At 62.7% G+C, this 23,251-nt stretch carries 24 protein-coding genes; 19 read left to right on the top strand and 5 right to left on the bottom strand.

The annotated features are described in order from the left end of the window. Positions 1 to 30: 30 nt before the first annotated feature. Positions 31 to 909: an RNA polymerase factor sigma-32 gene (locus tag VCK47_RS14290; RefSeq protein ID WP_322890208.1), complete on the bottom strand. Its 879-nt coding sequence runs from the start codon at positions 907 to 909 to the stop codon at positions 31 to 33. 90 nt (positions 910 to 999) lie between these two features. On the opposite strand from VCK47_RS14290, the gene cobU reads away from it, so the two are divergent. From cobU to VCK47_RS14270, 4 genes are read left to right on the top strand one after another with little or no spacing between them, the layout of a single operon-like run. Then, positions 1,000 to 1,515, top strand: coding sequence for a bifunctional adenosylcobinamide kinase/adenosylcobinamide-phosphate guanylyltransferase (cobU, locus tag VCK47_RS14285; RefSeq protein ID WP_322890209.1), 516 nt, complete (start codon positions 1,000 to 1,002; stop codon positions 1,513 to 1,515). Further along, a complete protein-coding gene (locus VCK47_RS14280; protein ID WP_322890210.1) occupies positions 1,512 to 2,090 on the top strand; it encodes a histidine phosphatase family protein in 579 nt (192 codons plus the stop codon). The genes cobU and VCK47_RS14280 overlap by 4 nt, the downstream gene beginning before the upstream one ends. Before the next feature lie 58 nt (positions 2,091 to 2,148). Next, on the top strand, positions 2,149 to 2,838 hold the full coding sequence (locus VCK47_RS14275) for a glutathione S-transferase (protein WP_322890211.1): 690 nt from the start codon (positions 2,149 to 2,151) through the stop codon (positions 2,836 to 2,838). A gap of 42 nt (positions 2,839 to 2,880) precedes the next feature. Continuing rightward, complete coding sequence (locus tag VCK47_RS14270; RefSeq protein ID WP_322890212.1) at positions 2,881 to 4,395, top strand: YifB family Mg chelatase-like AAA ATPase; 1,515 nt, start codon at positions 2,881 to 2,883, stop codon at positions 4,393 to 4,395. Between the two features lie 19 nt (positions 4,396 to 4,414). On the opposite strand, the gene gshB is transcribed toward VCK47_RS14270, so the two are convergent. The 3 genes from gshB to rsmI all read right to left on the bottom strand — a co-directional run bounded on the left by gshB (position 4,415) and on the right by rsmI (position 6,649). Continuing rightward, entirely contained in the window at positions 4,415 to 5,368 is a 954-nt protein-coding gene (gene gshB / locus VCK47_RS14265; protein WP_322890213.1) for a glutathione synthase, read from the bottom strand. A 67-nt stretch (positions 5,369 to 5,435) separates the two neighbouring features. Beyond that, entirely contained in the window at positions 5,436 to 5,792 is a 357-nt protein-coding gene (locus VCK47_RS14260; RefSeq protein ID WP_322890214.1) for a YraN family protein, read from the bottom strand. Continuing rightward, positions 5,789 to 6,649: a 16S rRNA (cytidine(1402)-2'-O)-methyltransferase gene (gene rsmI / locus VCK47_RS14255; RefSeq protein WP_322890215.1), complete on the bottom strand. Its 861-nt coding sequence runs from the start codon at positions 6,647 to 6,649 to the stop codon at positions 5,789 to 5,791. Before rsmI ends, VCK47_RS14260 begins: the two co-directional genes overlap by 4 nt. 104 nt (positions 6,650 to 6,753) lie before the next feature. On the opposite strand from rsmI, the gene VCK47_RS14250 reads away from it, so the two are divergent. From VCK47_RS14250 to murJ, 3 genes are read left to right on the top strand one after another with little or no spacing between them, the layout of a single operon-like run. Next, positions 6,754 to 7,932, top strand: coding sequence for a penicillin-binding protein activator (locus tag VCK47_RS14250; RefSeq protein WP_322890216.1), 1,179 nt, complete (start codon positions 6,754 to 6,756; stop codon positions 7,930 to 7,932). After that, positions 7,892 to 10,705: a [protein-PII] uridylyltransferase gene (locus VCK47_RS14245; protein WP_416236679.1), complete on the top strand. Its 2,814-nt coding sequence runs from the start codon at positions 7,892 to 7,894 to the stop codon at positions 10,703 to 10,705. The genes VCK47_RS14250 and VCK47_RS14245 overlap by 41 nt, the downstream gene beginning before the upstream one ends. Positions 10,706 to 10,728: 23 nt before the next feature. Continuing rightward, positions 10,729 to 12,291, top strand: coding sequence for a murein biosynthesis integral membrane protein MurJ (murJ, locus tag VCK47_RS14240; RefSeq protein WP_322890217.1), 1,563 nt, complete (start codon positions 10,729 to 10,731; stop codon positions 12,289 to 12,291). Between the two features lie 52 nt (positions 12,292 to 12,343). Here the strand turns inward: murJ and VCK47_RS14235 are convergent, their stop codons facing one another. Next, positions 12,344 to 13,033, bottom strand: coding sequence for a rhomboid family intramembrane serine protease (locus tag VCK47_RS14235; protein WP_322890218.1), 690 nt, complete (start codon positions 13,031 to 13,033; stop codon positions 12,344 to 12,346). Between the two features lie 87 nt (positions 13,034 to 13,120). On the opposite strand from VCK47_RS14235, the gene trpS reads away from it, so the two are divergent. The 12 genes from trpS (at position 13,121) to VCK47_RS14175 (ending at position 23,153) form a co-directional block, all read left to right on the top strand. Further along, positions 13,121 to 14,137: a tryptophan--tRNA ligase gene (gene trpS / locus VCK47_RS14230; protein WP_322890219.1), complete on the top strand. Its 1,017-nt coding sequence runs from the start codon at positions 13,121 to 13,123 to the stop codon at positions 14,135 to 14,137. Between the two features lie 87 nt (positions 14,138 to 14,224). Further along, positions 14,225 to 14,710, top strand: a complete 486-nt coding sequence (locus VCK47_RS14225) for a VOC family protein (RefSeq protein WP_322890220.1) — start codon at positions 14,225 to 14,227, stop codon at positions 14,708 to 14,710. A 205-nt stretch (positions 14,711 to 14,915) separates the two neighbouring features. Further along, the gene (locus VCK47_RS14220) at positions 14,916 to 15,371 is read left to right on the top strand and encodes a universal stress protein (protein ID WP_322890221.1); all 456 of its coding nucleotides are present in this window, start codon (positions 14,916 to 14,918) and stop codon (positions 15,369 to 15,371) included. An 86-nt stretch (positions 15,372 to 15,457) separates the two neighbouring features. Continuing rightward, entirely contained in the window at positions 15,458 to 16,021 is a 564-nt protein-coding gene (locus VCK47_RS14215) for a NifU family protein (protein WP_322890222.1), read from the top strand. After that, on the top strand, positions 16,011 to 16,595 hold the full coding sequence (gene tsaB / locus VCK47_RS14210) for a tRNA (adenosine(37)-N6)-threonylcarbamoyltransferase complex dimerization subunit type 1 TsaB (protein WP_322890223.1): 585 nt from the start codon (positions 16,011 to 16,013) through the stop codon (positions 16,593 to 16,595). Before VCK47_RS14215 ends, tsaB begins: the two co-directional genes overlap by 11 nt. Then, on the top strand, positions 16,592 to 17,011 hold the full coding sequence (locus VCK47_RS14205) for a GNAT family N-acetyltransferase (protein ID WP_322890224.1): 420 nt from the start codon (positions 16,592 to 16,594) through the stop codon (positions 17,009 to 17,011). Before tsaB ends, VCK47_RS14205 begins: the two co-directional genes overlap by 4 nt. Before the next feature lie 188 nt (positions 17,012 to 17,199). Continuing rightward, complete coding sequence (locus VCK47_RS14200) at positions 17,200 to 18,195, top strand: BMP family ABC transporter substrate-binding protein (protein ID WP_322890225.1); 996 nt, start codon at positions 17,200 to 17,202, stop codon at positions 18,193 to 18,195. Positions 18,196 to 18,273: 78 nt separating this feature from the next. Further along, positions 18,274 to 19,878 carry an ABC transporter ATP-binding protein gene (locus tag VCK47_RS14195; protein ID WP_322890226.1) on the top strand — a complete coding sequence of 535 codons (1,605 nt, stop codon included), beginning with the start codon at positions 18,274 to 18,276 and terminating at the stop codon, positions 19,876 to 19,878. Between the two features lie 2 nt (positions 19,879 to 19,880). Beyond that, on the top strand, positions 19,881 to 20,975 hold the full coding sequence (locus VCK47_RS14190) for an ABC transporter permease (RefSeq protein WP_322890227.1): 1,095 nt from the start codon (positions 19,881 to 19,883) through the stop codon (positions 20,973 to 20,975). Continuing rightward, positions 20,975 to 21,394, top strand: coding sequence for a hypothetical protein (locus VCK47_RS14185; protein WP_322892294.1), 420 nt, complete (start codon positions 20,975 to 20,977; stop codon positions 21,392 to 21,394). Before VCK47_RS14190 ends, VCK47_RS14185 begins: the two co-directional genes overlap by 1 nt. Further along, positions 21,395 to 22,363, top strand: a complete 969-nt coding sequence (locus VCK47_RS14180) for an ABC transporter permease (RefSeq protein ID WP_322890228.1) — start codon at positions 21,395 to 21,397, stop codon at positions 22,361 to 22,363. It begins immediately after the preceding gene. Next, positions 22,347 to 23,153, top strand: coding sequence for a purine-nucleoside phosphorylase (locus tag VCK47_RS14175; RefSeq protein ID WP_322890229.1), 807 nt, complete (start codon positions 22,347 to 22,349; stop codon positions 23,151 to 23,153). Before VCK47_RS14180 ends, VCK47_RS14175 begins: the two co-directional genes overlap by 17 nt. Positions 23,154 to 23,251: the final 98 nt, after the last annotated feature.

Here is a 23,251-nt window from a genome sequence, read left to right as displayed (position 1 = left end):
CGGAACCGACCGGAAAGACAATGTGGCGTGTCAGGCGAAGAAGGATTGCACTTCGTTGCTTTGCGCCTCGAGGCTTTTGCGCATTTTGCCGAAGGCCGCAGCCTCCAGCTGGCGGACGCGTTCCTTGGACAGGCCCAGTTCCGACCCGAGGCTTTCGAGCGTGCGCGGTTCGTCGCGCAGTTTGCGTTCGCGCACGATGAACTGCTCGCGGTCGTTCAGCGCGGACAGGGCCGTGACGAGCCACTGGCGCAATGTGTCGGTGTCATGCGAATTCTCGACCTTTTCGGCGGCTTGCGGCGCGTCGTCTTCCAGCGCGTCGATCCATTCGCGGCCTTCGTCATCGACAGATTGCGTGGCGTTCAGCGAAAAATCCGACCCCGACAGGCGACCATCCATCATCTGTACGTCATGCAGCGGCACGCCGACCTCGATCGCGATCATTTCGTGCAGTTCGTGTGTTTCCAGCGTCCGGCCTTCGGCAGCGGCTTCACGTTCCAGACGGGCCTGCACGCGGCGCATGTTGAAGAACAAAGATTTCTGCGACGATGTGGACCCTGTGCGCACCATGGACCAGTTGCGCATCACGTAATCTTGAATGGATGCCTTGATCCACCAGACCGCATAGGTCGAAAACCGCACGCCACGGTCAGGGTCGAATTTGTCGGCGGCCTTCATCAGGCCAACCGATGCTTCCTGGATCAGGTCGTTCATCGGGGCGCCGTAGCGTTTGAATTTCGACGCCATGGAAATCGCCAGCCGCATATAGGCGGTGATCAGGCGGTGCAGCGCTTCTTCGTCGCGCTGGTCGCGCCAGGCATAGGCAAGGCGCAGTTCGGTTTCAGCATCCAGCAATTCGGCACGCATTGCGGTCCGTGACAGTGTTTGATCGGAAAAACCACTTACGGCCATCATTCTTCTCCCAGATTGTCGAGCAACGGATTAACTTTTCCTTATGTCCTTGTTACGAGAGCATTCTGAAAACGGATCACTCGCATATTCATGACACCATTGCCGAACCTCACACTTGTCCTAGGCGGCGCCGCCTCCGGCAAATCCAGCTATGCCGAAGCCCTGATCGCACAAAGCGGTTTGGAAAAGGTTTATATCGCCACGGCACAGGTGTTTGACGATGAAATGGCGGCCAAGGTCACGCGGCACAGGGAATTGCGCGGCACCGGCTGGACCACGGTCGAGGAGCCGCTGGACTTGGGTGCCATCTTGTCGCAGCGCGGACCGGACAGCGCGGTGCTGGTCGATTGCGCGACTTTGTGGCTGACGAACGTCATGCTGGCCGACCAAGACGTGCCTGCCGCCGCGGCCGCTTTCGTGCAGGCGCTTGCGGATTGCGCGGCCCCTGTCGTTGTTGTGTCCAACGAGGTGGGACAGGGCATTGTTCCCGACAACGCGCTGGCGCGGCGGTTCCGCAATGCGCAAGGCGCGCTCAACCAAGCCATCGCGGCACAGGCCGACCGCGTGGTCGTCGTGATGGCGGGCCTGCCGCTGGTCCTGAAATGACGCGGTTCTGGTGGGTGCGGCATGCGCCGACGCATGAAAAATCCTTTGTCGGCTGGCGCGATGTGCCTGCCGATCTGTCGGACACAGCCCTGATCGGGCGCGTCGCGGACCATCTGCCCAGCGATGCGGTGATCGTGGCGTCCGACCTGCAACGCGCCTCGGCCACGGCGGATGCGATCGGGCGTACGCGCCACCGCCTGCCCGATTTGCCCGCCCTGCGCGAGATGGATTTCGGCATCTGGGACGGGATGGACTGGCGCGCCGTCGCCGCGCGCGACCCCGATCTCAGCCGCCGGTTCTGGGAAGAACCCGGCGATCTGCGCGCCCCTGACGGCGAAAGCTGGAACGACGTCAGCACCCGCGTCGCCCGCGTGGTCGATGACCTGACCCTGCGTTTCGCAGGCCGCGACATCGTGCTGGTCGCGCATATGGGCGTCATCATGACCCAGATTCAACGTGCATCGGGCAGCACGGCTTATCAGGCGCTGGGGCATCAGATCGACAATCTGTCGGTAACACAGGTGGCGCGCGACGGGGCGGGCTGGACCTTGGGCGCGGTCAATCATCTGCCGTGATGGGCCGGATCACGCGATGTCGCTTTGCCGTGCCCGTCTTGGCTGCTAACCTTTGCGCATGACATATACAGTTTACATCGGTGACCGGACATTCAGCAGCTGGTCCTTGCGCGGCTGGCTGATGCTGGAAAAATTCGGCCTGCCCTGCCAGACCCGCATGGTCGGGCTTTATGCGGGCACAATGGCGGCGGAACTGGCCCATATCGCCCCCGCACGCACCGTGCCTGCGATGACAACGCCCGAAGGGTTCGTTTTGACCGACAGCCTTGCCATGGCCGAGACATTGGTGGAACGCCATCCTGACGTAGCGCTTTATCCGCGCGATCCGGCAGCACGCGCGCTGGCCCGGTCGATCTGCGCCGAAATGCACAGCGGTTTCAGCGCCTTGCGCGGGGAATGTCCGAATATGATTGCCCATGTCTGGGACGGGTTCACCCCGCCCGACGCCGTGCTAGCCGATCTGGCGCGGATCGAGGAGCTGTGGTCGCTGGCCCGCGCGCGGCACAGCACGGACAGCCCGTGGCTGTTCGGTGACTACACGCTCGCGGACGTATTCTATGCCCCCGTGGCGATGCGGATCACCACCTACGGTCTGCCGGTCACTGCGGCAGCGCAAGCCTATGTCGACGCCCATCTGCGCGATCCGGCTTTTCTGGACTGGCGCCGCGCGGCGCTGGAAGAAATCCACGATCCATGGCCCTATCCGATGGATCTCCCGCGCCGCGACTGGCCCGTTAACCATTCGTAAACCGCCGCAGGCTACCCGTTAACCAAAAGCGGGGAGCAGCGCATGGTCGCCATCGCCTATACAGTGGCCTTTGAAGGGATCGAGGCCCGTCTGGTCGAGGTGCAATGCGCCGTCACCCCCGGCGTGCCCGCCTTTTCGATTGTCGGCCTGCCGGACAAGGCCGTCTCTGAAGCCCGCGAAAGGGTGCGCGCGGCCCTGACCGCGATGGCCATCGCGCTGCCGTCGAAGCGGATCACCATCAACCTCTCGCCCGCCGATCTGCCCAAGGAAGGGTCGCATTTCGACCTGCCCATCGCGCTGGCGCTGCTGGCGGCGCTTGACATCATCCCGCGGGACGAGGCGGCGCAGGTCGTGGCCTTGGGGGAATTGTCGCTTGACGGTACATTGGTGCCGGTCGTGGGCGCCCTCCCCGCCGCGATGACTGCGGCCAGCGAAGGGCGGATGCTGCTGTGTCCGGCCGCCTGCGGGGCAGAGGCAGCGTGGGTGGGAGAGGCGAATGTCATCGCCCCCCGTAGTCTGGCCGCGATGGTGCGCCATTTCACGGGGCAAAGCGTGATCGCGCCCTCGGTCCCGGGCGAGGCGCAGACGGTCAGCCGCAGCCGTGATTTCGCGGAAGTGAAGGGCCAGGAACGCGCCAAGCGCGCGCTGGAAATCGCGGCCGCCGGACGGCATCACCTGTTGCTGGTCGGCGCGCCGGGGTCGGGCAAATCCATGCTCGCCGCGCGCATCGCGGGTATCCTGCCACCCCTGTCCCCTGCCGAGGCGCTGGAAACCTCGATGATCCATTCGCTGGCGGGGTTACTGGACGATGGCGGAATCAACCGCGAACGCCCGTTCCGCGAACCGCATCACACGGCGTCGATGGCGGCCATCGTCGGCGGCGGACGTGGTGCCAAACCGGGCGAGATTTCGCTCGCGCATAACGGCGTGCTGTTCATGGACGAATTCCCCGAATTCCCCCGCACCGTGCTCGAAACCCTGCGCCAGCCGATCGAGACCGGCGAAGTCGTGGTCGCCCGCGCGAATGCGCATGTGCGCTATCCCTGCCGGTTCATGCTGGTCGCCGCCGCGAATCCCTGCAAATGCGGGTACTTGACGGACCCCGCCCGCGCCTGCACCCGCGCGCCGGTCTGCGGCGAGGATTACATGGGCCGCATTTCCGGCCCCCTGATGGACCGCTTCGACCTGCGGGTCGAGGTACCACCGGTCGCGTTTCAGGACCTCGATTTGCCGCAATCGGGTGACAGCTCTGCTGTGATCGCGGCCCGCATAGCGGCAGCGCGGGGGCGGCAGGCGGCCCGGTTCGCAGGGCACACCGAGGCGCGGGTCAATGCCGATGCCGAAGGCCACCTGCTCGAACAGATCGCGACACCCGATGCCGAAGGGCGCGTGCTGTTGTTGCGCGTGGCCGAGAAATTCGGCCTGTCAGCGCGCGGTTATCACCGGATTTTGCGCGTGGCGCGCACCATCGCCGATCTGGACGGGTCGGACGAAGTTCACCGCAACCACGTGGCCGAGGCTGTCGGCTACCGGCTGGCGATGGCGAAAGAGGTCTAGGCAGACCTCCCCCCCGGGATTACGTCAAATCGCGCGCGCGCCGGCTCTCGATCGCCTGCCAGATCTTTTCGGCGATGTTGACACCGTCAAACCGTTCCAGTTCCTGAATACCCGTAGGCGAGGTCACGTTGATTTCCGTCAGCCAGTCGCCGATCACGTCGATGCCAACGAAAACCTGCCCTTTTTCGCGCAAATGCGGCCCGATGCGGGCACAGATTTCGCGGTCGCGGTCGGTCAGTGCGACCTTTTCAGGCCGCCCGCCCACATGCATGTTGGACCGTGTTTCGCCCGCGGCAGGCACACGGTTGATCGCGCCCACAGGTTCCCCATCGACAAGAATGATGCGCTTGTCGCCCTTGGACACGGCGGGCAGGAATTGCTGCATGATCAGCGGTTCGCGGTTGATGCCCGAAAAAAGTTCGTGCAGCGACGCAAGGTTCGCGTCCGCCCCCGCCAGCTTAAACACACCCGCCCCGCCGTTGCCGTAAAGCGGCTTGAGGATCACGTCGCCATATTCCTCGCGGAACGCACGCAGGGTCTGCAGATCACGCGCGATCATCGTGGGCGGCGTTAGGTCGGGGAAATTCAGCACCAGCAGTTTTTCAGGCGAATTGCGCACCCAGAATGGGTCATTCACCACCAACGTGGCGGGGTGGATCATGTCGAGAATATGCGTCGTCGTGATATAGCCCATGTCAAAGGGCGGGTCCTGCCGCAACCAGACCACATCCATGGCGCGCAGGTCCAGTTCGGCAGCCTCGCCCAGCCGGAAATGGTCACCCTTGATCCGCTGCACCTGCAACGGCCAACCACGCGCAATCACGCGCCCGCGGTCATAGGCCAGCTTGTCAGGCGTGTAATAGAACAACTCATGCCCGCGCGCTTGCGCCTCTTCCGCGATGCGGAACGTGCTGTCAGCATCGATGTTGATCGGCCCGATCGGGTCCATCTGGAACGCAACTTTCAACGACATGATGCAACCTTTGTCAGCGGGTGATACCGCTACATGCCGCAGCGCGCAGCGCAGTGCAATGCCGCGTTCAGGCTTCCATGAAGGCGTTTTCGATCACACTCACGGCACCACGCCCATCGACAAGCGCCAGATCAAAGCGCATATCGGTGAGCTGGCCCCGCGGTTCACCTGCCAGAAATTCCGCCGCACTTGCGCAAAGTCGGTCCATCTGCCGCCGCCCAATGCGTAGTGAAGCCTGCGCGAAACTGGCGCTTTTCTTGACCTCGACGAAAACGACGGTGTCGCCATCGCGCATCACCAGATCGATTTCACCGGATTTGCCGCGCCAGCGCCGGGCCGCGACCTGATGGGCACGCGCAGCATAGTCGCGCGCGACGATATCTTCGGCGGCAAGACCCCCGTGATAGCTGACCAGACCTGTCACTCTTCGCACCCCAGCCCCAAGGCGATCTGGTAGACCTGCCGCCGTGGCAGACCCAGCGCGCCCGCCACGACCGTGGCTGCATCTTTCACACGCATGGTTTTCATCGCTTCCTTCAATGCCTCTGTCACATCGCCGTCGGCCACATCCGTGGCCCCGGCCCGCCCGACCAGCACGACAAGTTCGCCTTTGACGCTGCGGTCAGCATAATGCTGTGCCACCTCGTCCAGCGTGCCGCGTGTGGTTTCCTCGAATCGTTTGGTCAGTTCGCGGCAGACGACCGCCTGCCGTTCACCCCCCAATGTATCGCGCAAACTTGCTAACATTTCCCCAACGCGTTTCGGGCTTTCATAAAACACCAAGGTAAAGGGCACGTCGCGCAGGGCCGCGATATCGGTTTCTCGTTGCTGGCGCGCGGCGGGCAAGAACCCCACGAAGGCGAACCTGTCTGTCGGCAGCCCGGATACCGTCAAGGCTGCAAGCACCGCCGAAGCCCCCGGCGCCGTCGTGACAGGCACCCCTGCCGCGATGGCGGCGCGCCCCAGCTCGAACCCCGGATCGGCGACCAGCGGAGTGCCCGCCTCTGACACATAGGCAACAGACCTGCCTGCCGCCATATCCGCAACAAGCCGGTCAACCGCGCCTTCGCCGCTATGGTCATGAAAGGCCACGACCTTGCGTCCGTTCAGCGGCACGCCGTGGATTTCCATCAGTTTACGGGCCGTGCGCGTATCCTCGGCCGCGATCAGGTCGGCTGACGCAAGGATATCGAGCGCGCGCAGCGTGATGTCGCGCGCCGACCCGATCGGGGTTGCGACAAAGTAAAGACCGGCAGAGAGTGGCTTGGTCTGGTGATTCATGGCTGGACCCTTGTCCCCCCTGCTTTATGATGCGCCCAAACGACGCGCAGCGTGCCGGGCCGATGGACCTGCCGCCTTGTGCAGCAATCAGAAGGAATACCACGATGTTCGCCCCTTTTCGTCAGGCCTGCAAGCCGGTAGCACGTCTTTTCGCCCTTTTGTCCCTTGCTTGGCTCGCGGCTTGCGAAACCACCTTGCAGGAAGGAACCGATGTCGGCCCAACGGTCGATCCATCGCAGCCGGTGCAGGTAGCCCTGCTGGTGCCAGGCGGGACAAGTGCCGGTAGCGACGCGTTTCTGGCGCAGAATTTCGAAAATGCCGCGCGTATGGCCATCGCGGACCTCAACGGCGCGCAGATCGACCTGCGCGTCTACAACACGGGGTCCGATCCGGCGCAGGCGGCCACTGTCGCGCGGATGGCCGTCGATGACGGCGCGCAGATCATTCTCGGGCCGCTCTTTGCCGAGGCCGCAAATGCGGCAGGCGTCGCGGTGGCGGGCAGCAACGTCAATGTGCTCGCGTTTTCCAACAACACCAGTATCGCGGGCGGCAACGTCTTTATCCTTGGCCAGACCTTTGACAATACCGCCCGCAGACTGGTGCAATATGCCAGCCGGCAGGGCGTGAACCGGTTCATGATCGCCCATGGTCAGGACATCGGCGGCGAGATGGGGCGCGATGCCATCGCCCGCGCGGTCAGCCAGAACGGATCGCAAGTGGTCGCCACCGAATCCTATCCTCTGTCGCAAGCGGGCATTTTCTCGTCGACGCGGCGTCTGGTGGGTGCGGCAGACTCGAATGGTGCACAGGCGATCTTTACCACAGCCGGTGCAAATGCTGACCTGCCGATTATCGCCACCGGCCTGCCAGAAGCAGGCCTCGACATCGCCGAAACGCGGCTGGTCGGGCTGACGCGCTGGGATACTGTGCCGCAGCTCTTTTCGCTGCCGGGCGTGCAAGGCGGGCTTTTCGCCATGCCAGATCAAGGACCTGCGACGCTGTTCCAGAACCGCTATGCCGCGACCTATGGATCGCAGCCGCATCCGCTGGCGGGTCTTGCCTATGACGGGATCGCCGCGATCGGCGCGCTGATGGCGACCGGCGACGGTGCGCTGACACGCTCTGCCCTGACGACACCGCAAGGGTTCCGTGGCACCTCGGGCGTGTTCCGCCTGCTGCCGAACGGGCAGAACGAACGCGGGCTGGCCGTTGCCACCATCCAACAAAATCAGGTCGTGATCCTTGAACAAGCCCCTAGAACCTTCGGCGCAGCCGGGCTCTGAGCCCGTCCGTGCCCGCCATGTCGAAGCGCCGGACGGATTGATCTGTCCGGCGTCCGTGATTTTCGACACGGCCGCCGTCACCGCACGCATCAACGATGAAACCGCCGGCGTCGCTTCGGAAAAAGAGGTGCGCGCCATCACGGTGCGCATCCTGTCCGAGGCGCGGCAAGCGGGCCTGGCCGAGATCAGCACCGCCTTTGCGATGCAGCCTTTTGCCTCGCGGCCCACGACGCGGGCTTATTCGTGGCTGACAGATCAGGTCGTCACCATCATTCTTGACGTGGCCACCCGCCGCCTGCATCCGGCCCCCAACCCGACCGAGGCGGAAAAGCTGTCGCTGATTGCCGTGGGCGGCTACGGGCGTGGTGAGATGGCACCCCATTCGGACGTCGATCTGCTGTTCCTGACGCCCTACAAGATCACCCCTTGGGCCGAGAGCGTGATCGAATCCATGCTTTACATGCTGTGGGATCTCAAGCTGAAGATCGGCCATGCCAGCCGCACCGTGAAGGATTGCGTGCGTCTGGCCCGCGAGGATTACACGATCCGCACCTCGCTGGTCGAATACCGCTATCTCGCGGGGGATGCGGCGCTGGCGAAATCTTTGGGCCAGCGGCTATGGCAGGATCTTTTCCGCAACACCGCCAGCGATTTCATCGAGGCGAAACTGGCCGAACGCGCCGAGCGGCACCGCAAGCAAGGCGGCCAACGCTACATGGTCGAACCCAACGTCAAGGAAGGCAAAGGCGGGCTGCGCGACCTGCAATCCCTGTTTTGGATGAGCAAATACGTCAATGGCGTGAAAGATGCCGCCGAACTGGTGGGCCTTGGCGTGTTCACGCAGGACGAATTCGAGACTTTCGTGAAGGCCGAGGATTTTCTGTGGGCCGTCCGCTGCCACCTGCATCTGATCGCGAACCGCGCGGTCGACCAACTGACCTTCGACATGCAGGTCGAGGTGGCCTCCGCCATGGGCTACACCGATCACGGCGGCAGGCGCGCGGTCGAACACTTCATGCAGGCCTATTTCCGCGAAGCGACCCGCGTTGGAGAGCTGACCCGCGTCTTTCTGACCGCACTCGAGGCCACACATACCAAGCCCGAACCCATGCTGGTCCGCCTGCTGGCGCGGCGCAAGGCCGCCAAGGCCCCCTATGCGATCAAGCAGAACCGCCTGACGGTGGCCGATGAAAAAGCGTTTTTTGCCGACAACCTGAACATGCTGCGTATCTTCGAGGAAGCCTTGCGCACGGGCACCCTGCTGCATCCGGACGCCATGCGCCTGATCGCGTCGCATCTGCATCTGGTCGATGACGAATTGCGCCAGAACCGCGAGGCAAGCCGGATTTTCCTCGATATCCTGCTCAAGCACGGCAACCCTGAACGCGGGCTGCGGCGGATGAACGAACTGGGGATGCTCGGGGCCTTCATGCCCGAATTCGCGCCGATCGTCGCAATGATGCAGTTCAATATGTATCACCACTACACCGTCGACGAACACACGATCCAGTGCATCAGCAACCTGGCCCAGATCGAACGGGGCGAGCTGGTCGAGGAACTGCCGGTCGCCTCTGGCATTCTCAAACGCGGGATCAGCCGCAAGGTGCTCTATGTCGCGCTTTTGCTGCACGACATCGGCAAGGGCAGGCCCGAGGATCACGCCATCCTAGGCGCGCAGATCGCGCGCAAAGTCTGTCCGCGGCTGGGGTTGAACAAGAAGGAATGCGAAACGGTCGAATGGCTGATCCGCTATCACCTGCTGATGTCGGACGTCGCACAGAAACGCGATATCGCCGAACCGCGCACCGTGCGCGGCTTTGCCAATGCGGTGAAATCGGTGGAACGGCTGGACCTTTTGACCGTGCTGACGGTCTGTGACATCCGCGGCGTTGGCCCCGGCACATGGAACAACTGGAAAGCGGTGCTGATCCGCAATCTCTACAAGGCGACCAAGGCCGCGCTTGAAACCGGGCTTGAGGATCTCAACCGCGAAAGCCGCGAGGCCGAGGCCAAACGCGCCCTGCGCGCGGCCCTGTCGGAATGGGACGCAAAGGCATTGAAAACCGAAGTGGGCCGCCATTACGGCCCCTATTGGCAGGGCCTGCCCAATGCCGCACATGTCATCTTTGCCAATCTGTTGCGCGATATCGACGACAATCAGGTCTGCATCGACCTGATGCTCGACGCCGACCGCGACGCGACCCGCGCCTGTTTCGCCATGGTGGACCATCCGGGCCTCTTCAGCCGGATGACAGGCGCGCTCGCGCTGGTGGGCGCCAATATCGTCGATGCGCGCACCTACACGTCCAAGGACGGTTATGCGACGGCGGTGTTCTGGGTGCAGGACGGCGACGGCAATCCTTACGAGGAAAGCCGCCTGCAACGCCTGCGCCAGATGATCGTGCGCACCCTGCGCGGCGAGGTCGTGGCGCGCGAGGCGCTGAAAGACAAGGACAAGATCAAGAAACGCGAACGCGCCTTCAAGGTGGATACCAAAATCACCTTCGACAACGAAGGGTCCGAAATCTACACCATCATCGAGGTCGACACCCGCGACCGCCCCGGCCTGCTCTATGATCTGACACGGACCTTGGCCAATGCGCATGTCTACATTGCATCCGCCGTGATCGCGACCTACGGCGAACAGGTGGTCGATACCTTCTACGTCAAGGATATGGTCGGGTTGAAATACTATTCGGACGCCAAGCGCCAAAGCCTTGAACGCAAACTGCGCGATGCGATCACGCAGGGTGCGCAGCGGGCGATTTCGTGATCGCTGCGTTGCGGATGCACTGAATGAAACAGGTGCGTCTCATGTCCGGCTTTTTCACGGTGGGGCTTTGGACCCTGCTTAGCCGTGTCGCTGGCTTCGTGCGCGATATCTTCATCGCGGCCTATCTGGGCACAGGCCCCGTGGCCGAGGCGTTTCTGGTCGCCTTCTCGCTGCCCAACCTCTTTCGCCGGTTCTTTGCCGAAGGGGCGTTCAACATGGCCTTTGTGCCGATGTTCGCCAAAAAGGTCGAAGCCGACGATGGCCCGCATCAGTTTGCACAGGATGCCTATCTGGCGATGTGGGTGATCCTGTCGGTTTTCACCGTGATCGGGATCGTGGCGATGCCCGCCCTTGTCGCCGCCATGGCCAGCGGGTTCATCGGCGACGAACGCTTTGATCTCGCGGTCTATTACGGGCGGATCGCGTTTCCCTATATCCTGTTCATCTCGCTGACGGCCCTTCTGTCGGGCGTGCTGAATGCGACAGGCCGTTTCACCGCCGCCGCCGCCGCCCCCGTGATCCTGAACGCGGGTTTCGTCGTGGCCTTGCTGATCGCGGCCGCAACGGGCAACGGCCCCGCGATCGACAATCCCGAACGGATGGGTCTTTGGCTCGCCTATGCGGTGCCACTTGCGGGGATCGGGCAGTTGGCGATGGTCTGGTGGGCCGCCAAACGCGCAGGCTTTGCCCTGCGGATCGGCAAGCCACGCTGGACGCCCGCGCTGAAACGGCTTGCCATCATCGCCGCCCCCGCAGCACTGGCGGGCGGTGTGGTGCAGATCAACCTGCTGGTGGGCCGTCAGGTCGCGAGCTACTTCGACGGCGCTGTCGCATGGCTCAACTATGCCGACCGGCTGTATCAACTGCCGCTTGGCGTCGTCGGCATCGCGATCGGTGTCGTGCTCCTGCCCGACTTGTCCCGCCGTCTGCGCGCGAATGATATGGCGGGTGGCAAGGACGCCTTCAACCGCGCCTGCGAAGTCTCGCTCGCCCTGACGATCCCCGCCGCCGTGGCGCTGATGGTCATCGCCCTGCCCTTGGTCGGCGTGCTGTTCGAACGCGGCGCCTTTGACGCATCGGACACCGCCGCCACGGCGCTCGCGGTTGCGGTCTACGGCCTTGGCCTGCCTGCCTTCGTAATGCAAAAGACGTTGCAACCTTTGTTCTTTGCGCGTGAAGACACCAAGCGCCCGTTCTATTACGCCCTTGTTGCGCTGGTATTGAATGCGGCGCTTGCCATCGGGCTGTCGCCCCTGATCGGCTTCATCGCCGCTGCATGGGGCACCAGCCTCACCGCTTGGGCGATGGTCTGGCTGCTCTGGCGTGGCAGCCGCACCATGGGCGATGCCGCGGATTTCGATGCTAGGTTCAAATCGCGCCTGCCACGGATCATCGCGGCCTCGGTCGTCATGGGATTGGTGCTGGCCGCACTCGCCGCTGTGATGGCACCGTTCTTCGAAATCCAGACATGGCGCTATCTGGCGCTTCTGGTCCTGATCGCCGCGGGCATCGCCACCTACTTTGGCACAGGTCAAATCATCGGCGCGTTCAAACTCGCCGAATTCCGCCGCGCGATGAAACGCTGATCACCCCTCATCTTCCGAGCACAAATATCCCCGCCGGAGGCCTAAAAGTCCTTTACGACCGCTCCCGCATCCGCGCCAGCAGCATGGCCCAGCCCCCCGGAGCCAGCGGCACGGCCAGCACGAAGCCAGCCGCGAACCCTGCCAGTTCCGCGATCCATGACTGGCCTGCGCCAAAGATCAGCCCGAACACCAGTTGCAGCGCCAGCAGGAACCCGATCAACCGGAAGGCCATCAACTGGTTCTGCCCCGCCTGCCCCAGCCGCAGCCAAAGCACATAGGTATAAGCCCCGATCAGGCCGTAAACAGGGGTAAACCCGCCAAGCAACGGCGCATTGCCCGTGACCAGCAGTCCGTAGACGATCGCGCCCGCGATCGCGCAGGCCAGATAGATCACCAGCACCTTCAGCCCGCCGAAATATTCCGAAGTGAACTTGCCCAAGGCCAGCGTCAGTGCGGCACAAAAGGCGGTCTGCACGATCTCGCCATTGACGAAAGGATAGGTGACAAAACGCATCAGCATGTCGGGCGACCAATCGCCCTGCACCAGCACGCGGTCCAGTACGGCGGGCGAAAAGCCGAAGCGGCCCACCGCCTCCATCCGCCAGCCAAGGCCGCGCGGCCCGCCGATCAGCCCGGCATTGGCCAGCTGGAACACCACCTCGGCGCCCACGATCAGCAGGGCAAGCCCGATGACGACGGGCGAGAGGTCATTGATCGGCTTCTCGGACATGTTGTCGGACATGGGGAACCTTCGGGCAGTTGAAGTTGACGGGTCTGTCTGGCATGGGTATGCGACGCTTGCCCCGAAATCCAGCCCGGACGTTGCCCTATGACACAGCCGACCTTCACCCCGCGCGTCTTTTCCGGGATCAAACCCTCGGGCGGCCTGCAACTGGGCAATTATCTGGGCGCGATCAAGCGCTTTGTCGGGATGCAGGGCACGATGGAGACGATCTATTGCGTCGTCGATCTGCACGCAATCACCGTCTGGCAGGATCCCAAGGGTCTGGCGCACGGCACACGCGAAGTCGCAGCGGGCTATCTGGCCGCCGGACTGGACCCTGCGAAATCCATCCTGTTCAACCAAAGCCGTGTGTCCGCCCATGCCGAATTGGGCTGGATCTTCAACTGCGTCGCACGCGTGGGCTGGATGAACCGCATGACCCAGTTCAAGGACAAGGCAGGGTCGAATGCGGAAAAGGTGTCGCTCGGGCTTTATGCCTATCCATCGCTGATGGCCGCCGACATCCTGCTCTATCACGCGACCCATGTGCCGGTGGGCGAGGACCAGAAACAGCATGTGGAACTGACCCGCGACATCGCGGCCAAGTTCAACCACGATTACGGCGTCGATTTCTTTCCGCTGACCGAACCCGTGATCGACGGACCAGCCACGCGGGTGATGAACCTGCGCGACGGGACCAAGAAAATGTCCAAATCCGGCGACAGCGACATGGAACGGATCAACATGCTCGATGATGCCGACACGATCGCCAAGAAGTTCAAGAAGGCCAAGACCGACCCCGAACCTTTGCCTGAAACCGTCGAAGGGCTGGCAACACGCCCCGAGGCGCGCAATCTGGTGGAAATCTACGCAGCCCTTGACGACACCACGCCCGAGGCCGTGATTGCGCAATATCCCGGCGCGGGCTGGGGCACGTTCAAGCCGGCCTTGGCCGATCTGGCGGTGGCGAAACTGGCCCCTATTTCGCAGGACATGGCGCGGTTCATGGACGACCCCGCCGAGATCGACCGCATCCTTGCCCAAGGGGCGGACAAGGCACGCGCCATCGCGGAACCGGTGTTGCAACGGACCTATGACATCGTGGGCCTGCTGCGCGGCTGATCTGCAAAGGCGCACAGCCACCCTGTTTGCATGCCCGATGACGAAAGGGCGGAACATGCCTATCCTGACAGCATAGCTGAAAGGATTATGAGCATGTCCGCCCCCGCCACCACCCGTATCGGACACGTGCATCTGCGTGTCTCCGACCTTGACCGCGCGATCGCCTTTTATGGCGATGTTCTGGGTTTTCACGTCACGCAGCGGTACGGGCCAGGTGCGGCCTTTCTGGCGGCGGGCGATTATCACCACCATATCGGGCTGAACACATGGGAAAGCCTTGGGGCCACGCCGCCACCTGCCGGACATACGGGCCTTTATCACACGGCGATCCTGTATCCTGACCGCGCGTCCCTGGGTGCGGCCATCGCGCGGGTGCTGGCGGCAGGTATCCCGCTGGACGGTGCCGCCGATCACGGCGTGAGCGAGGCTGTCTACCTGCGCGACCCGGACCAGAACGGGGTCGAGCTTTATGTCGACAAGCCGCAGGCGGACTGGCCGCGCGATGCGACAGGTGCATTGCGCATGGTCAACGACAGGCTAAACGTGCAGGCGCTGGTCGATCTCGCCCAATAGCTGTCACAAAAATGAATCCGGCCAGTGGGACGGTGGCGGTGCGCTGCATGGATTCGCTCTGCTCCGCCCCGGCTAGGTGTCATACCGCCCCTTTGGCGCCTTGGTCTTGCAGGCACCCGGTGTTCCCCGGCACCGGGTGCCCACACACAGGCCCGTTGCCAGTGCCAGTGTCCTGCTGCACTATGCCCCGAACGGGAGAGTGATAATGCGCAAGTTTCTGGTGGTGCTGGATGACAGCCGCGAATGTCTGAACGCGATGCGGTTCGCCGCAATGCGGGCGGCCCATACAGGCGGGGGCGTGACGATCCTTTCAGTGATTCCGCCCGATGAATTCAACCACTGGATCGGCGTGGGCGAGATCATGCGCGCCGAAGCCCGCGAACGGATCGAGGTTCATTTCGAGGTTTTCGCCAAATGGATGCGCGACAAACAGAATGTGAACCCCGAACTGGTGATCCGTGAAGGTGAACCGCTTGACGAAATTATCGCCCATATCACCGAAAACCCCGAAATCGGTATTCTGGTGCTGGGGGCAGGCACCGACAACAAGGGCCCCGGCCCGCTGGTGACACAGCTCAGCCGACAGGCGGGCAGTCTGCCCGTGCCGATCACCATCGTGCCGGGCGATCTGTCCAAGGAACGGCTTGAATCGATCACGTGACCGCAGGCAGTTTAGAATCGTTCCAAAACCTTGACAGCGCTTGGCCGGACGCGCATATATAAAGTCTGACAGAAAAGGTTGGCCCCATGTTCATCCAGACCGAATCGACCCCGAACCCCGCAACGCTGAAATTCCTTCCCGGCCAGAACGTGCTGGAGGTCGGCACAGCCGATTTCCCCAGCGTGGAGGCTGCCGAGAATTCGCCTCTGGCCAAGCGCATCTTTGCAGCGGGCGGTGTATCCGGCGTGTTCTTCGGGATCGACTTTGTCACCGTGACCAAATCCGATGACGTGGAATGGGACCATATCAAGCCCGGCATCCTTGGCGCGATCATGGAGCACTACCAGTCCGGCCAATCGGTGATGGCGGCAGACCACAAACCCGTCAGTGGCCATGCAGACCACAGCGGCGAGGACGCAGAGATCGTCACCCAGATCAAGGAATTGCTCGACACCCGCGTGCGGCCTGCCGTGGCGCAGGACGGCGGCGACATTACCTTCCACGGATTTGACCGTGGCATTGTCTATCTGCATATGCAGGGCGCATGTGCCGGCTGTCCGTCGTCCACGCTGACGCTGAAGATGGGCATCGAGAACCTGCTGCGCCACTACATCCCCGAGGTGGTCGAGGTGCGGCCCGTTGCGGCCTGACCTCAAGCTGATCGCATTCGACACATCGGCGGCGCATTGCGCCGCCGCTTTGTTGTTGGGCGACCGGATCGTCACCCGCGTCGATGACATGGCCAAAGGGCAGGCCGAACATCTGATGCCGATGCTGGAGGAAATGCTCGCCGCCGAAGGACTGACATGGCGCGATCTGGACGGGATCGGCGTTGGCACGGGGCCGGGCAATTTTACGGGTATCCGCATTTCGGTCAGTGCCGCGCGCGGTCTGGCCTTGGGGCTGGGCAAGCCTGCGGTGGGTGTGTCGATGTTTGACACCACGCGGCACCTGTCTGGCTGGGCGCAGGTCGCCGTGCCTGCGCCGCGCGATCAGGCTTATCTGATGGATTTCGACCGCGCGGCCAAGCCAGTCCTCGTCGCTTCTGCGGCCTTGGGCGCCGTAGCGCTTTCGACTGAACACAGCCCGGCGGCGCATATCGGCTGCATGGCGCAGATCGCGGCCCGCCGGCTTGGCGAGGACAATCCCCGCCCTACCCCGCTTTATGTCCGCCCCGCCGATGCCGCCCCCGCGCGTGACGCAGCACCCGTGATCCTGCCATGACGCCAGAGGTACTGGCGGACATCCATGCGCAGGCGTTTTCCAGCACGCGATCATGGTCGGCGGCGGAGTTCCGTAACCTGCTAGGTCAGCCGGGTACGATCCTTGCGGGCGATGACCGTGCCTTTGCCCTGCTGCGCATCACGCTGGACGAGGCGGAAATCCTGACCATCGCCACCGCACCTGCGCATCGTCGCAAGGGGTTGGCGCGCGCCGTACTGGCGCAGGCCGAACAAGCAGCACAACTGGCGGGGGCCACCGAAATCTTTCTCGAGGTGGCCGAAGACAACCATGCCGCGCGCGCCTTATATGAACAGGCAGGCTATGCCCAGATCGGGCGCAGGCCGGGATATTATCTGCCCAAAGATGCAGCACCAGTCGCCGCACTCGTGCTGCGCAAGGCGCTTGCCGCAGGCTAACGCCGCGTCAGCCCGAAAAAGGGCGATCAATCCTGTGACAGCTGCCCGATTTCGCGCAAAAACCTGTTGATCTTCACCGCGCGGCCATGCCTTATCTTGCGATGGTCCGACGATGATCGGCTCGGTAATCAACAGAAGGCGCGGGCGCACAGCCGGTTGGACTTCGCACAACGACTTGGGAGACTACAATGACCATGATGCATAAACTTCTTGGCGCTTCGGCGGCGCTGGCGCTGACCGCGGGTGCCGCGGCAGCCGACCCTGCGATCCTGTTCGATCTGGGCGGCAAGTTCGACAAATCCTTCAACGAAAGCGCCTTCAACGGAGCCGAGCGTTGGGCACAGGAAACCGGCGGCACCTATGCCGAGGTTGAAATCCAGTCCGATGCGCAGCGTGAACAGGCGATCCGCCGTTTCGCCGAATCCGGTGCTAACCCGATCGTTATGGCAGGCTTTGCATGGGCCAGCGCGCTGGAACAGATCGCCCCGGACTACCCCGACACCCGCTTTGCGATCATCGACATGGTCGTGGATGCGCCCAACGTCCGCTCCGTCGTGTTCAATGAACATGAAGGGTCCTATCTGGTCGGCATGCTGGCCGCGATGGCGTCGGAATCCGGCACCGTATCCTTTATCGGTGGCATGGACATCCCGCTGATCCGCAAATTCGGCTGCGGCTATGCGCAGGGCGTGATGGCCGTGAACCCCGATGCAACCGTCATCGCCAACATGACCGGCACGACACCCGCCGCATGGAACGATCCGGTCCGCGGGTCCGAACTGACGCTGGCACAGATCAGCCAAGGGTCTGACGTTGTCTTCGCTGCCGCTGGCGGCACCGGCGTGGGCGTTCTGCAAACCGCCGCCGACAGCGACATCCTGTCGATCGGCGTCGATGCCAACCAGAACTTCCTGCATCCGGGCCAGGTTCTGACCTCCATGCTCAAGCGCGTGGATAACGCCGTCTATGACGCTTTTACCCAAGGCACCGAGCTGGAAACAGGCTTTAACGTCATGGGCATTGCAAACGAAGGCGTGGGCTATGCGCTGGATGAATTCAACGCAGACCTGATCACCGCTGAAATGCAGGCCGCTGTCGACGCAGCCGCCATCGAGATCGCGGCAGGCACGCTGGTCGTGCATGACTATACATCCGACGAAACCTGCCCTGCCCTGACGTTCTAAGACGTCCGACAGGCCACAACAGACAGGGCCGCGCTGATATTCATCCGCGCGGCCTTTTTGCATAAAGACAGGTGCCGCATGACCGCCACAGCCCCCGCCATCGAACTCAAAGGCATCTCCAAGGCCTTCGGCCCGGTGCAGGCCAACAAGGATATTTCCATCCGCGTCATGCCCGGCACGATCCACGGGATCATCGGCGAAAACGGCGCGGGCAAATCGACGCTGATGTCGATCCTTTACGGGTTCTACAAGGCCGACAAAGGCGAGATTTTCATCGCAGGCAAAAAGGCCAACATCACCGACAGCCAAGCGGCCATCGCAGCGGGCATCGGCATGGTGTTCCAGCATTTCAAACTGGTCGAGAACTTCACCGTTCTCGAAAACATCATCCTTGGCGCCGAGGACAGCGGACTGTTGCGTCCCTCTCTGGCGCGCGCGCGGCGCGAATTGAAGGCGCTGGCGGAAGAATACGAGCTCAACGTCGATCCCGATGCGGTGATCGAGGATGTGGGCGTTGGCATGCAGCAGCGTGTCGAGATCCTCAAGGCGCTCTACCGGCAGGCCGACATCCTGATTCTGGACGAACCCACCGGCGTGCTGACCCCCGCCGAGGCGGACCATTTGTTCCGCATCCTTGAAAACCTGCGCCGTGAAGGCAAGACCATCATCCTGATCACGCATAAACTGCGCGAGATCATGGATATCACCGACACCGTCAGCGTGATGCGCCGTGGCGAGATGACGGCGACCGTCAAGACATCCGAAACCAGCCCTGCCGAACTGGCCGAACTGATGGTCGGCCGCAAGGTTCTGCTGCGCGTGGACAAGACGCCACCCGTGATCGGGCGCAAGATCCTCGAGGTCCGCAACCTGAACGTCACCGACAACAAGGGTGTCCACCGCGTCAAGGATGTCAGTTTCGATGTGCATGCAGGCGAAATTCTGGGCATCGCGGGTGTGGCGGGCAACGGACAGTCCGAATTGCTCGAAGTGCTAGGCGGATATGAAAAAGCCACCGGCACCGTGCTGATGAACGGGGTCGAGATTGACCTGACCGGCGCGCGGTCGGACGGCCAAAGCAGGCGCGCCAACGGCATCGCCCATGTCCCCGAAGATCGCCAGCGCGAAGGGCTGATCATGGATTTCCACGCATGGGAAAACACCGCCTTTGGTTATCACCACGATGCGCGGTATCAGCGATCAAAGCTGTTCATGGATAATAAGGCGATCCTAAAGGACACCGAGGAAAAAATGGCCCGCTTCGACGTGCGCCCGCCTGATCCGAAACTGGCCGCGAAGAACTTTTCCGGCGGCAACCAGCAGAAAATCGTCCTTGCCCGCGAGATCGAGCGCAACCCCGATCTGTTGCTGATCGGCCAGCCCACACGCGGCGTCGATATCGGCGCGATCGAGTTCATCCACCAGCAGATTGTTGCACTAAGGGATCAGGGCAAGGCAATCTTGCTGGTTTCGGTCGAATTAGAGGAAATTTTGTCCCTTTCGGACCGGATCGCCGTTATGTTTGACGGAAAAATGATGGGCGAGCGGATGCCACAAGAAACGAATGAGAAAGAGCTGGGTCTGCTCATGGCTGGCATGACGACCGAGCCTGCAGGCGATACCTTTCAGGCGGTAGCAGAAAACCTTGCCTATGCAGGCGGCGACGCCAGCAAGGGGGCCTGAGCATGGACGTGATGCCAAAATGGGCCGATGTGATCCTGATCCCGCTGATCTCGATCCTGCTGGCGGCTGTTCTGTCGGCGGTGGTGATCCTTGCCATCGGTGAAAACCCGTGGGCCGCGCTCAAGCTGATGGTCGAAGGCGCGCTGGGGTCCACCTATGGCTGGGGCTACACGCTCTATTACGCCACGAACTTCATCTTCACGGGCCTTGCCGTGTCCGTCGCGTTCCACGCGCGCCTGTTCAACATCGGCGGCGAAGGTCAGGCCATGCTGGGCGGCTTGGGCGTGGCGCTGGCCTGTCTTTACATCCCTTGGCCGCATTGGACCGTCGCACTTCTGGGGGCAAGCCTGATGGCGGCGGCATTCGGTGCGGCTTGGGCCGCGATCCCCGCCTTTTTGCAGGCCAAACGCGGCAGCCATATCGTGATCACCACGATCATGTTCAACTTCATCGCGGCGGCGCTGCTGAACTACCTGCTGATCGGCGCGCTCAAGATGCAAGGGTCGATGGAACCCGCCACCGCACGGTTCCCCGCAGCCACGAACCTGCCGTCGTTTCAGGAAATGTTCAATTTCGGCGAGACCACGTTTTTCCGTGGCGCACCGGCCAACGTTACCTTTTTCGTGGCCGTGGGCGCCTGCGTCGCGATCTGGGCGCTGATCTGGCGCACGCGGCTCGGGTATGAATTGCGGTCTTTCGGCCATTCGGAATCGGCCGCGAAATATGCGGGCATCAGCCCGACCAAGATCATCATGGTCACCATGCTCATCTCCGGCGGACTGGCCGGCATGATGGCCATCAACAACGTGCAGGGCGAGGCCGAACGGCTGGTCCTGAACGCAGTGGAGGGGGCGGGCTTTATCGGCATCGCCGTCGCACTGATGGGGCGCAGCCATCCTTTCGGGGTGCTGCTGGCGGCCCTTCTATTCGGCTTCCTGTATCAAGGCGGCGCAGAACTCGCCCTATGGACGTCGATTCCACGTGAACTGATCATCGTTATACAGGCTTTGGTGATCCTGTTCACGGGCGCACTGGACAATATGGTGCGTATGCCGCTCGAGCGGCTGTTCCTGACAATGAGGAGAGCAAAACAATGATGGCAGGACCTTTCAAGATCGGTGTCGAGGATGACACCGGCGCCGACCTTGGCTTTGTGCTGAGCTGTCTGGCGCTTGGTATGATCACGATGGACGAATTGCACCAGTGGATTCACCATGTGATCGCGCAAACCCCCGGTGGCGACGTGCCGCCGCATCTGGTGGCACTGCTCGCGGTCAAGAACCGCGCCAATGTGTTCCGCCCGAACGAAGCCGTGATGCGCCGCATCCCGCATGATCCGTTCATCACCGATGACCGGTTCGACGCGATGCTGGGCTTGCAGTTCTTCATGCGCCGCGACAAGCCGCAGGTGAACGACATCACCCAAGCCGAGGCCGAGGCCGCCCTGCGCCGCAACCCCGAAGTCGCCGACCGCTTCTTCGCGCTGTTTCCTTTCCTGATGGAGGCTGTTGCCTAAATGGATTTCGCGACCCTTCTGCAGATGCTGGACGCAACATTGCGTCTGGCAACTCCGCTTTTGCTGGCCTGTCTGGCCGGTTTGTTTTCAGAGCGGGCCGGTATCTTCGATATCGGGCTGGAAGGGAAAATGCTGGCTGCCGCCTTTATGTCGGCGGCGATTGCAGCCGTCACCGGCGATGTCTGGCTGGGGCTTCTTGCGGGGATCGGCGCGTCACTGGTCCTGTCGGCGGTGCATGGCGTTGCGTCAATCACATTCCGCGGCAATCAGCTGATTTCAGGCGTGGCGATCAATTTTCTGGCGGCCGGTCTGACCGTTGTGATCGCACAAAGCTGGTTCCGCCAAGGCGGGCGCACCCCGCAACTGTCCGGCGACGGGCGGTTTAACCCGATCACCCTGCCCTTTGCGGAAACGCTGCGCGATGTGCCGATCCTTGGGCCGATCTATTTCGAGCTGATTTCCGGCCATACGATCCTTGTCTATGTGGCGCTTTTGACGGTGCCGCTGACGTGGTGGGTGCTGTATCGCACCCGTTTCGGCCTGCGCCTGCGCGCCGTGGGTGAAAACCCAGCCGCTGTCGACACAGCTGGCGTGTCGGTGGTGGGGTTGCGCTTTGCCGCTGTCGGCATTTGCGGCGTGCTGTGCGGCATCGCGGGTGCCTATCTGGCGACGGCGCTACAGGCCGGTTTCGTCAAGGATATGAGCGCAGGGCGCGGCTATATCGCGCTGGCGGCGCTGATCTTTGCCAAGTGGCGGCCGTGGTATGCGCTTTACGCCTGCCTGCTGTTCGGGTTCCTGCAAGCCCTGTCGCTGCGCCCCGATATCATCACTGGCGTGATCGGGTTCCGCGTCAATGGCCAACTTCTTGACGTGCTGCCCTATATCCTGACCGTGATCATTCTTGCCGGTTTTGTCGGCAAGGCGATCCCACCTCGTGCCGGAGGCGCGCCCTATGTCAAAGAACGCTGAAGCCCTTGCCACGCAGATCAAGGCGCTGGCGGGCGATGCGCCCGTGCGGCTTGGCCTGATCCTCGGCTCCGGCCTTGGCCATATCGCAGAGGCCGTGGACGGTGTCGCGATCCCTTATGACGATCTGCCGGGGTTTCCCCATGCGGGTGTGTCGGGGCATAACCCCAAGCTGGTCATCGGTGATCTGGAAGGTGTGCGCGTCGCGGTCTTCGGCGGCCGCGCGCATTACTATGAAAAGGGCGTGCCCGACGTGATGCGCCTGCCGCTCGAAGTGCTGCGCGCCCTTGGCGGGCAAGCGGTGATCGCCACCAATGCGGCAGGGTCGATGCGGGCGGATATGCCCACAGGGTCGATCATGTGCCTGAGCGATCACATCAACTTTTCCGGCCTGAACCCGCTGATCGGGGAACCCACGGATGCGCGCTTTGTCCCGATGAAGGACGCCTATGACCCTGCTATCCGCGCCGCCTTGCGCGCGGCGGCCGACAGCACCGGGACCGAAATGGCTGACGGGATTTACGCATGGTACTCCGGCCCGTCGTTCGAAACGCCTGCCGAAATCCGCGCCATTGCGATGCTGGGCGCAGATGCCGTGGGCATGTCCACCGTGCCAGAGGTGATCCTTGCCCGTTTCCTTGGCCTGAAAGCCGCCGCCATTTCCACCATCACCAACATGGCCGCCGGATTAAGCGATGAGGCGATCAGCCACGAACATACCAAGGCCATGGCACCCATCGGTGCGGCCAAGCTCGAAACGGTGCTGCGCGCCTATCTGCGCGGGCTGGCTTAGGTCCACCCCCGCCGCGTGACAGAAATGCAGCGAATGCCGCCTTTTACCGATGTGAGCGTTTGACACGCGGCCTTGAGTCGTCTTTGGTGCGGCCAGCG

This window comes from Yoonia sp. 72 (assembly GCF_034652275.1).
GTDB lineage: Bacteria > Pseudomonadota > Alphaproteobacteria > Rhodobacterales > Rhodobacteraceae > Yoonia.
This window is presented reverse-complemented; position numbering and strand designations above follow the sequence as displayed.